9 protein-coding genes are annotated in these 10375 nt (G+C 41.9%); 6 read left to right on the plus strand and 3 right to left on the minus strand.

What is annotated here, in order from left to right; translation table 11 throughout:
* Genes IAE20_RS10120 through IAE20_RS10140 form a run of 5 tightly spaced genes read left to right on the plus strand, consistent with a single transcriptional unit; the run spans window position 1 to window position 4629 of the window.
* Entirely contained in the window at window positions 1-1050 is a 1050-nt protein-coding gene (locus IAE20_RS10120) for a baseplate J/gp47 family protein (protein WP_200482260.1), read from the plus strand.
* Complete coding sequence (locus IAE20_RS10125) at window positions 1050-1583, plus strand: hypothetical protein (RefSeq protein WP_200482282.1); 534 nt, start codon at window positions 1050-1052, stop codon at window positions 1581-1583. The genes IAE20_RS10120 and IAE20_RS10125 overlap by 1 nt, the downstream gene beginning before the upstream one ends.
* Entirely contained in the window at window positions 1584-2978 is a 1395-nt protein-coding gene (locus tag IAE20_RS10130) for a hypothetical protein (RefSeq protein ID WP_200482261.1), read from the plus strand.
* Between the two features lie 8 nt (window positions 2979-2986).
* Entirely contained in the window at window positions 2987-3316 is a 330-nt protein-coding gene (locus IAE20_RS10135) for a hypothetical protein (protein WP_200482262.1), read from the plus strand.
* Entirely contained in the window at window positions 3313-4629 is a 1317-nt protein-coding gene (locus IAE20_RS10140) for a hypothetical protein (RefSeq protein WP_200482263.1), read from the plus strand. Before IAE20_RS10135 ends, IAE20_RS10140 begins: the two co-directional genes overlap by 4 nt.
* Before the next feature lie 302 nt (window positions 4630-4931).
* Here the strand turns inward: IAE20_RS10140 and antC are convergent, their stop codons facing one another.
* Genes antC through antA form a run of 3 tightly spaced genes read right to left on the minus strand, consistent with a single transcriptional unit; the run spans window position 4932 to window position 7893 of the window.
* On the minus strand, window positions 4932-5969 hold the full coding sequence (antC, locus tag IAE20_RS10145; RefSeq protein ID WP_200482264.1) for an anthranilate 1,2-dioxygenase electron transfer component AntC: 1038 nt from the start codon (window positions 5967-5969) through the stop codon (window positions 4932-4934).
* Window positions 5970-5980: 11 nt separating this feature from the next.
* Window positions 5981-6472: an anthranilate 1,2-dioxygenase small subunit gene (gene antB / locus IAE20_RS10150; protein WP_200482265.1), complete on the minus strand. Its 492-nt coding sequence runs from the start codon at window positions 6470-6472 to the stop codon at window positions 5981-5983.
* A 2-nt stretch (window positions 6473-6474) separates the two neighbouring features.
* Window positions 6475-7893 (minus strand): anthranilate 1,2-dioxygenase large subunit, encoded by a 1419-nt coding sequence (gene antA, locus IAE20_RS10155; RefSeq protein ID WP_200482266.1) that lies wholly within the window; start codon window positions 7891-7893, stop codon window positions 6475-6477.
* A 648-nt stretch (window positions 7894-8541) separates the two neighbouring features.
* Here antA and IAE20_RS10160 point away from each other — a divergent pair.
* Window positions 8542-10281, plus strand: a complete 1740-nt coding sequence (locus IAE20_RS10160; protein ID WP_200482267.1) for a ShlB/FhaC/HecB family hemolysin secretion/activation protein — start codon at window positions 8542-8544, stop codon at window positions 10279-10281.
* The last annotated feature ends 94 nt before the right edge of the window (window positions 10282-10375 follow it).

A 10375-nucleotide genomic window follows, 5' to 3' on the forward strand; every position in this document is an offset into this window, starting at 1 on the left:
ATGGCATATTCAATCAAAACCTATACTCAGCTTTATAACCTGATTGTTCAAGAGATTCGTAACGGCACAGGTTTGACGATTACCTCAGATTCAGATGCGGGTATTCGTGCCACAGGAACGGCTTCAATCGTTGAAGGTTTATACCATCATCAAGCCTATATTCAGCGTCAGCTCTTTGTTGCAACAGCAGATGAGCCTTTCCTTTATATCCATGCTGAAGAGCTTGGCCTACCACGAAATGGCGGTACTGCTTCGTCAGGCACAGTCACAGCGACGTCGAATATTAATTTGACCATAGCAACTGGTACAAAATTGACGGATGGTAAAGGTCATTACTGGAGTGTTGTAACTGCAATCAATTTGTCCGCGAATGAGCCTGCAACAGTCAATGTGGTTGCGGATCAAGTGGGTTCGGCATGGAATTATTCTGGCACAACATTAATGTGGGTCAGTCCAGCTGCTGGCCTTAAAAGTACTGCGGACATTGTTTCGATTGGCGGTGGTTCTGATACTGAAGAATTAGAGGCTTGGCGCGCACGTTTGCTTGAGCGTAAGCAGCTTGGTTTATCGCGTGACCGCTCTGCTGACTTAAAAGCCTTTATGAAAGACATTTCAGGTGTGCAGGACGTTTATGTGTATCCCAAACGTCGTGGCGTGGGTTCAATGGATGTGGCGATTACTGCGGTAGGCAATCCACCGACTTTACCGAGTAGTGTACTTCTGGCCACAGCTCAAACCGCGCTGGATGAGTATGCAGGGTTTTGGGCTGATTGCAGAGTGTATTCACCTACTGAACAGTTTGTTCCTGTAACCGCACTTGTGTCAGGTGTCGGCGTCGATCTAACCACTGTAAGACAAGTCATTCGTGATTATTTTGCAGCGATTGCACCAGCGGAGACCTATCAAGCTGCTGTTTTGACTGCTCGTATTTTGGCTATAGCCAATGTGACTGACGTTCAGCTTTCTCCATCCTCAAATATCGCACCGACAATCAATTGGATGTACACGTATTGGTTGCGGCTTGGTACGTTGACAGTGAGCGCAGCATGATGACATTGATCGAGGCTACGCAACTTTACGCGCAAGTACTGCGTCAACTGCTTCCTATGGGTGGCTATGACACCTCAAAAAATACCGTCATCCAGATGGATATTTATGGTCATGCCAAAGCATTGGCTCAAGCCGATCTTGATGCAAAACGCTTGCTGAACGTGTTGGAAAGTATTCCGTCTGAACTGATAGATGAGTATGAGCGAGACTATGGACTACCGTTGAAGTGTCAAACCAATGTGAATCGCACAATCGAAGAACGTCTTCAAATTCTCAACTGGATTAGACATACAACCAATGTTTTAAATCGATCTTATGTAGCGCAGCTCTTGCAGATTTTTGGGATTGAACTGGTCGAGCTAGTCAACTTTAAGCCTTTTAAATGCACTGATCCAAGTGATTCACCAGTCAATACTGAAGTACTGCGTTACAAAGTCAAATTGGTCGTTAGAACACCGTTAAATGCCGACATAGCATGCATTATTAAAAATTATTTACCCGCATTTTTGCGAATAGATGTTGTGGAGATATAAATGAAGCGAATTGATACGATTAATGCCCGCGCAGATGTGAATGGACAAGGCAAAGCGGGTTTTCACGCGAATGATGATCTGGCTGGTGTTGATGCAACCTATGTCAGTCCGTCTTGGCTCAATACAATGCAAGAAGAAAATGCGAATGTGATAGAGCAATCGGATATTCAGCTTGATCCACAAGACAATAGTCAGCTTTATCAAGCGATTCGATTTCAATTAAAGACTCTGGCTAGTGCGATTTATCATGTCGGTTCATGGCACGGTTCAAATAACACAGATTACAATCCAGCATTGGCTTTAAAGCCATTCTTTGGCTATGAAACGACATGGGTGTTATGGCCGTATGTGCCTCAAGGTGTGGGTTCACAAGGTGATTCACTCGGTGCTATTTCAGGTATTAATGCAGGTTCATCGTTTCAAACTGCGACGACGCGCATCTGGCAACGTTTGGAAGATGGCGCAACTGGGCCGACTTATCAGCTCACTTCAAATAAAACGGTAGTTGATGAAGGTGGACAAGTAACGTTCACATTGCAAACGACGGGATTGGCGGCTGGAACGCCTGTTGATTGGGGTATTACAGGGATTCAGTCAGATGATATTTCGCCGTCGGATTTATCGGGTCAATTCATTCTTGACGCTACGGGTAAAGCGACTAAAACACTGGATATTATTGCGGACAATAAGACGGAAGGTAATCAAACGCTCACATTCAAACTGACATATATACCGAATAAACAAGTGGCGGTGTTGATTATGGATACAAGTAAATACCCAGAAGGCCAGACGACTTACTACGAAGGTTCGCATACACTGACAGTTGAAGCCAATCAAACCATTACGATTGATATGTTTGCCGCAGGCGGTGGCGGTGGTGGTTCGATTTATACGGGCGGCGATCCGAATTGCTCTGGTACTGATGGCGGTAATATCGTTTTAACGAATGCATCAAACGTGATCACAGTCGGTGGCGGTAAAGGCGGAACTGGGGGACGTTGGGGTAATGGCTCGTATTTCTTCAATGGTGAAGCTGGAGCTGGTGGAACAAACAATATAGTTGCTGATGCTAATTTCAGTATCCTTGCGAATCAGACGGGTAATGCTGCTGTCATCGGTTCGCGCTGGAATCGACAAGAAGGTGCAACAGGTATCGCGTCAAGTATCGGTACTTTAAATGGTGGTGGTGCAGGTGCTTGGGGCATCGGCGATGAAAAATGGTCGTTTGGCGGTGGTGGCGGTTCAGGTGGACGTGTACAAGTACAATTCACCAATAGCTCTGAATCTTCAATAACAATGTCACTGGTAGTGGGTGGACGTGGTATTGGCTGGAAAAATTCTGGCAACTATGGCGATGATGGCGGTATTGGCTTTGCGTTGGTTACAACGTCTTGAGGTGATCAATGAACGCAATTTTCAAAATTGGTGATAGTTTTGCAGTACCAGTTCAGTTTTATGACACTGAGCTGGATCAAGGGATGACGATCACGTCTGACATGACGATTACTGCACGTATTATCAATGCTCAGAATCAAACCATTGCAGAGCCACACGTCACGATTTATCCAGATCAACTGCAAGATAAAGGCATGATTCTGCTTGAAGTACCTGTTTCTGAAACTCAGAACTGGAAAGAAGGCACAGCGCAAATGGATATTAAGTTAGTGATGAATGGCAACGTTCGTCACTCGCAGAATATCTCTTTTCGGATTGTTCGGAGCATTACAACATGAGCAATATTGCACTTAAAGTATTTTGGAATAACAACCCGATGCCAGTTGCTGAAAAGGTTAAAAATCCTGAGCTACTGATCAACGTACCATTCGGGGCAATGATATCGCACCCTACATCTGGTGGGTCGGGTTCGATTTATTCAGTCAACGGCAAAACTGGAACTGTCGTTTTAAATGCGTCTGATGTTAATGCAGAGCCAGCAGGTTCAGTCGCTTCAGCTAAATCAGCATTAGAAAATGAAATCGAGATAATTCGTACTTTAGCTCAAACAAATGAGCTAAAAATATCGACTAAGACTGATCAAGCCGACTTTGAAGTAGCTCAACAGCAGATTGAGCAAAATCGTTTAGCATTGCTGACGAAAGCTGACATTCAAGCTTTAGCATTGTTATCACAATTAGTTGATACAAAAGCCGATCAATCGTATGTGAATCAACAGATAGCGAATCTAGTCGGTTCCGCACCTGAAGCTTTGAATACGATTTATGAACTTGCAGCAGCAATTCAGAATGAACAAAGTATCATTGAAACACTGAATCAATCCGTTGCAAACCGAGTCCGCTTTGATGTTGCAACACAAGCTTTGTCGGAAATTCAAAAAGATAATGCACGTACCAATATTGGTGCTGAAAAGCTCGGTACAGCACAACAGCTCGTCAGTCAAATCACAGCACATTCTTTAGGTGCAGCTACAGCAGCACAGGGTGCAAAAGCTGATACAGCTTTACAGTCGGGTGATGTAGCACCAGTTGCATTATCTGGCTTATTTTCTAGCTTAACAGGTCAATCTAAGATTTTTGATGTGGTGTATAGTGCGTATGCTTTGGGTGCAAATACAGCGATTTTAGCGACTGATACGTTAGGCATGATCCTTGGGAAGCTGCAAGCTCAGATTAATGCGAAAGCTAGTGCAAATGTGTGGGTTAATGCTGCAACAGTAGCAACATTTAGTTCTAAAGTTATACCAAACGATACTGACAATCCACTTCAATTTGCTGTTATTGATGGGTTTTTGTGGATTCGAGGAATGTTCACAACTACAGATACTTTTGGCCAAGGTGCGAGTTTATTTGAAGTTACAGCAGTTGGATTTAAACCCAAAGTTCTATATCCCGCATTGAGCTCATATGTAGCTATTCAAGGGTTTTATGCTGCTTACGGTTCTTCGGGTGGGGGACAAATATATTCTGGTTTGACAGGAATTCAGTTCATTCAAAAAAATACAGGTAACAATTTCTTCGGATTTGTTTCAACCAATGCAGCGAATAGTAGTGGATTATCTATACCGCCGACGCCAATCGCAAAAGTCTAAAAATAAAAATGCCTTTCACATGGTGAAAAGCTTTTTAGTGTTAATTATCTCAAAATTTTAACTAAATTATCTCGGCGCGCATCAATGGACATGGCAAAACACTGTATTTTATTTCTTTCATAAGAAAGTCGTTTTGTTGATAGTTTATTTTCTAACTTTCTGCATATGCATCTCATTTCGATGTGGCAGGCTTTAATTTATACCTTTTAGTTGAGTTAAAGAGCTTGCCACATTCTTGGTTTGAAGTTTATTTTTAAAACGAAAGCTTTTTTTATCCTATATTATTTAATAGCAGTCTGTTTTTACGATGACACCTGTGCAGTATTGCTTTGTAAAAACTTTTCACTATAGATCCGATAGTTTTGTAATGCCTGTTGGTCTAACCAGTTTTTTACGGCTTCAATCATGGGAGGTGGACCGCACAAATACATATCAAAAGCGTGTTCAGCCAGTTGATGTTTATTCAGATGTTCAGGGATATAACCTGATTTACCTTGCCATTCAGCGCTACCTTTCGTCACAATCGGATGATAGTTAAAGTTTGTAATACGCTCGGCATATGCTTTTAACCGGGTTTGCTCGCAAAGGTCTGCTTCACTATTTACACCATAATAAAGATGGATGGGCGGAGCATCAGCCTGCTCAGCAATATTATCCAACATGCCTAAGAAGGCAGATAAGCCTGTACCACCTGCAACAAAAACCAATGGACGTTCAACTTCACGCAGATAGAAACTGCCTAATGGAGCCTCAATCACGATAGACTGCCCGACTTGACAACGATCGCGTAAATAATTGCTCATCACGCCATTTGGCAGTAAACGAATCAGAAACTGAAGCTGATTATGGGTATTGGGGCGATTGGCAAATGAATATGAACGCCAGTCTAGGGTATCTGGAATACGAATTCGCGCATATTGTCCCGGTAGAAATTGCAACTGTTCTGTGTAAGCACTTGCATCCAAATGAAGAATTGCCGTGGTTTCAGAAACTAGCTCTATTCGAGTGACTTTGGTTTCTATTTTGAGTGTTTCTCCGGCATTGCAGATGTCCGAGTTGTGATCAAAATAAAAAGCAGCGTTGGACTGAACTCGGGTTTGGCAAGCCAACATTTTACGTTCTGCCAGATCACGTTCACTCAATGCATCTTCATCTACATAGTCTTGCTGATAAATACCCGTTTCACATTTTCCCTGACAAGTTCCACATACACCTTCACGACAGTCTAAAGGTAGCTTAATACCTTGACTAAGTGCTGCATCGAGCAGTAGTTCATCGTTATTGACTGAAATAAAGAAAGTTTTACCATCTGCAAAGTTTAAGGCAACCGAATGTCCCATTCTATTTCTCCTTAAACATGATAAAAGTCGAGAACAGAATCAATTTTGTCATTCAACAACACACTATGCTGGCGACGGATACGGAAGCTATTCTCCGTTTTGCGTAGGATATAGGTTGCATGTCCATAAAAACGACCTTCTAAACCTTGACGGTTATACAGAGTTTGCCATGCGACTTTTGCTTCAATCAGTCCATCATCCATTTGTTTTACACGGATATTATTCATGGTGTGCAACGTCCGTGGCAAAGGCGTTGCAGAGGCTGCTTTACCTGTACGAATACGAAACACGCGATCTTCTAAACCTGCACGATCTGCATAGTAAATATAAGACAAGCCCTGATTTGGATCCTGTACATAGTGATGATCATCAATCCATTGCGGAATATGGTATTCGCTGTCTTCATCATAAAGATCAAGATAAGCGTCCCAGTCATAAGCATCACAAAGTTCAGCTTTATTAATTAAAAATTGTGAAACTAAAAAATGAAGTTCTAAAGACATGATTACACTCCTTCAACCATGTTACTTTCAAATTCAAAGCTGATCTCTTGCATTTCTAGGGCTTTGTTATTGAGGCCTTTAAGCAATAGACGCTGCCAGTGACCATGTTGATTGACATATAAACCTTCATGAGTAAATTCACGGCCTGTCATTACAGGTTGAATGCCAAGATCCTCTGCATTTTTGCTCATGCCATATTCCCAACGATGACAACCACGAGAAATATCACTCCAGCGTTCCAGACGTGCTTGAAAACCCTTTTGTTGTTCACGGAATTCGACTAAATCGTCAGGTGTCCCCAAGCCAGAGACATTAAAGAAGTCTTCAAACTGGCGGATACGATTACGTCGAGCTTCAGCCGATTCACCTTTCACACCGATACATTGACTGATGACTTCAGTTTTATTCCATGCGACTGGACGGACGATGCGTAACTGAGAACTAATTTGATCCATAAAAAACAAACTTGGGTACAAGTTTAGGTTACGTAACCGATGCATTGCCCATTCCGCACGTTTTTCACCAAATTTTTCAATAAGGTAAGGCATAACGGTTGCATAACCTGGACGTACCGTTGGATTTGGCATATCGCTGAATAAAACGCTATGACCATTTTTAAAGCTAAACCAACCATCATCAGTCGTTTGATCACCTGCACCTAATTTACTGTAATCCAGTGTATCGAGTTCTTCACCTTTTTCGATATTAACTTGTTGACGGTGCTGAACTGTCGAAACATAGTTATAGTGGACGGTACTGACATGATAGCCATCCAACCCATTTTCATTTTGTAATTTCCAGTTGCCTGCAAAGGTATAGGCCGATTTTCCTTGCAAAACTTCGAGTTCACCTGTTGGTGACTGTTCAACCATAAGATCTAGAAAAACTTTAGCATCTCCCAAAAAATCTTCAAGGGAATCGGTTGCTTGAGTATCCAGACTGACGAATACAAAACCACGATAACTCGCAATACGTCCTTGTTTTAGACCGCGGCTGGATTTATCGAAATCTTCACAATATTCACCGGGCGCTTTGACTTTGACTAAACGGCCATCAGACTTATAGCACCATGCATGGAAAGGGCAGGTAAAGGTTGATTGGTTACCTTTTGAAACACGGGTCAAGGTCGCACCTCGATGCTCGCAGGCATTAACCATAGCGTGTAATTCGCCTTTGGCATCACGGCTAATAATCAGCGGTTGGCGACCAATTTGAACCGTGACAAAATCATGAGGATTTGCAATTTCGCTTTCGTGACAGGCATAAATCCAGACCTTTTCAAAGATGAGTTCCATTTCCAAGTCAAACAGTTCTGGTTGGGTAAACATGTCCCTTGCGATACGGTAGACACCCTCTTCTGGGCGAAAATCGATGCATCCTTGAACAAAATTTTCCCATTCAATCATATTACGTGAGCCCATGATTCAATCCTTTTTCTGAACTAATACGTTAGATTGATTGAACCGCGAGCATCATTTTATCTCTATCCGTTTTGTCCAGATTTTTATCCAGTTTATCCATTTTTTGAATTGAAAATAAGGTTCAGAAAACACCGTAGATCTTATAAACTAATAAAAGGTGGAATATGGAGTGACTAAATATGGGTAATGACTGAGCAAGGCTGAACTTACATAGGGCGATTTATTCTTCAATTATTTAGTAAGTTAATGGATTTTAATCCTTATTCTATTTTAAATATAATCGGATCAATTAAAGCTAAAATTCCTCCCCTTTCTTCGTAATTAAAATCGTACTTCACGGGTTATCTGTCCTCTAGATGAGCGGATTGAATCATTCAATACTTGTTACATCGTTAAGATTAACGAAAGCCATAGCATTATTTTGCCTTACGAAAAAATAACTAATCATATGGGGGGACAGCTCGTAAAATTAATGCATGAAGTAATGATCACTTACCTAGCCGCGAATTGTAAACGGTGAATTTCACCTCTAACTTTTAGTTATAGACAGATCTGTATAAAATAATACTTAAATGATATTTACAAATAAATAAACTTTGTTATGATTATTTTTTGAAATTTAACATGTTTTAACCTAAGTTTACTAAAATGATATTTAATAAAAAGAATGTACTCTGTACGAGTTTATTGGCTTTTGTTCATCTACATGCCGCGGAACCATCAGATTTTCAACAGATACAAGCGGATCAGAGCATTCGCCAACAACAGCGCGATGAAGCTCTACAAAAACAAATCCAGCCTGAGGTCAATTTTCATCTTGATCAGCCTAAGATGAGTACTCCATCCCAACAACTCCACTATTTAAGTTCACACAGTGAAAGCCCGTGTTTTGATATCAAAAAGATCCTGCTTCAGGGGGAAGATGCAGGACACTTTTTATCTGCATTTAATGAAATTACTCAAGGCAAAAATAATATTATTGGTCGTTGTCTCGGGGTAAAGGGGCTGAATCAGGTACTAGATCTAGTCCAGAATAAAATTATTGCGGATGGTTATGTTACGACCCGTGTCTTGTTGCCCCCACAAAATATTGCTACAGGCAATATTCGTATAGGGGTGATTGCAGGGCGGGTCGATCAGGTCAAATTTGCTGATGGCACCTCAGCACGTGCCCATAAAATCAATGCATTGCCAATTAAATCAGGCGATTTACTTAACATTCGAGACTTGGAACAAGGTCTAGAAAACTTTAAACGAGTACCAACGGTTGAAGCTGACTTTAAAATCCAGCCTGCTGAAAAGAACAATATTCCTGGCTCTAGTGATGTAATCCTTGCATGGCAACAATCTAAACCCTATCGCATTAACTTAAATCTGGATGATGCGGGTTCAGATTCAACTGGGAAATATCAGGGTACAGCGACCTTATCTCTAGACCATTTGCTGAGCTTAAATGATCTTTTTTATGTCAGCTATAACCATGACCTTGGTGGTGGGAATTCGGGCAAACGCGGAACCGATGGCTTCTATGCCAGCTATACTATCCCATTTGACTACTGGCTGCTGACTAGCAGTTACAGTAAATCGGATTATCATCAAACCGTAGCGGGTGCCAGTCAAAGCTATGAATATAGCGGTAAAAGTGAGCTGATCGGTGTGGATTTATCCCGAGTTATTTATCGGGATTCACACCGAAAAACTACGATTGGTGCGGGTGGCTGGTACCGTGAATCACGTAACTATATCGAAGATGTCGAAGTTGAGGTGCAGCGCCGAAAAACTGCTGGCTGGAAAGCCATGCTGGATCATACTGAATATTTTTCCAATGCAACTTTAAGTGGCAATCTGACGTATAAACGAGGAACAGGCTGGCTCGGTGCCATGCGTGCACCAGAAGAAGACTTTGATGAAGCCTTTACACGCGTCGGGATTATACAAGCCAATGCCAGTTTACAGGTGCCGTTTAAAATCGGTACACAAAATCTGCAATATACCGCTGAATGGCGTATGCAACGTAGTAATAAGCCTTTAACGCCACAAGACCGCTTTTCGATTGGTAACCGTTATACCGTAAGAGGTTTTGATGGAGAACAAACCCTACTCGCAGATAACGGATTTCTAGTACGCAATGAATTCAGTGGATCCATGTTTAAGCTGCCGATGCAATGGTACGTGGGTATTGACTATGGTGAAGTGGGTGGACGTAGCGCACACGAACCGAACCCTTTACCTGGCACCCGTTTATTGGGCAGTGTTGTGGGAGTGCGTGGACAAATATCCCCCCTTCACGTCAGCTACGATGCCTTTATTGGTGCACCCCTTAAAAAGCCAGATCACTTTAAAACTGATGACTACACCACAGGTTTCAGCCTGAACTGGAGCTATTAGGCGAGCAATTTAACAAAATTGTTTAAGGCAGCTTTAGATTTAAAAACAAATCCAATCAAGCACCATTTTAATTTTTCTCGTTAATGAGATTGAA

It is taken from the genome of Acinetobacter sp. S54 (genome assembly GCF_016624945.1).
Taxonomy (GTDB): Bacteria; Pseudomonadota; Gammaproteobacteria; order Pseudomonadales; family Moraxellaceae; genus Acinetobacter.

Bases quoted from the DNA above. Each gene is read 5' to 3' on its own strand.
- IAE20_RS10120 (WP_200482260.1), top strand. From the start codon at position 1: ATGGCATATTCAATCAAAACCTATACTCAGCTTTATAACCTGATTGTT.
- IAE20_RS10125 (WP_200482282.1), top strand. From the start codon at position 1,050: ATGACATTGATCGAGGCTACGCAACTTTACGCGCAAGTACTGCGTCAA.
- IAE20_RS10130 (WP_200482261.1), top strand. From the start codon at position 1,584: ATGAAGCGAATTGATACGATTAATGCCCGCGCAGATGTGAATGGACAA.
- IAE20_RS10135 (WP_200482262.1), top strand. From the start codon at position 2,987: ATGAACGCAATTTTCAAAATTGGTGATAGTTTTGCAGTACCAGTTCAG.
- IAE20_RS10140 (WP_200482263.1), top strand. From the start codon at position 3,313: ATGAGCAATATTGCACTTAAAGTATTTTGGAATAACAACCCGATGCCA.
- antC (WP_200482264.1), bottom strand. From the start codon at position 5,969: ATGGGACATTCGGTTGCCTTAAACTTTGCAGATGGTAAAACTTTCTTT.
- antB (WP_200482265.1), bottom strand. From the start codon at position 6,472: ATGTCTTTAGAACTTCATTTTTTAGTTTCACAATTTTTAATTAATAAA.
- antA (WP_200482266.1), bottom strand. From the start codon at position 7,893: ATGGGCTCACGTAATATGATTGAATGGGAAAATTTTGTTCAAGGATGC.
- IAE20_RS10160 (WP_200482267.1), top strand. From the start codon at position 8,542: ATGATATTTAATAAAAAGAATGTACTCTGTACGAGTTTATTGGCTTTT.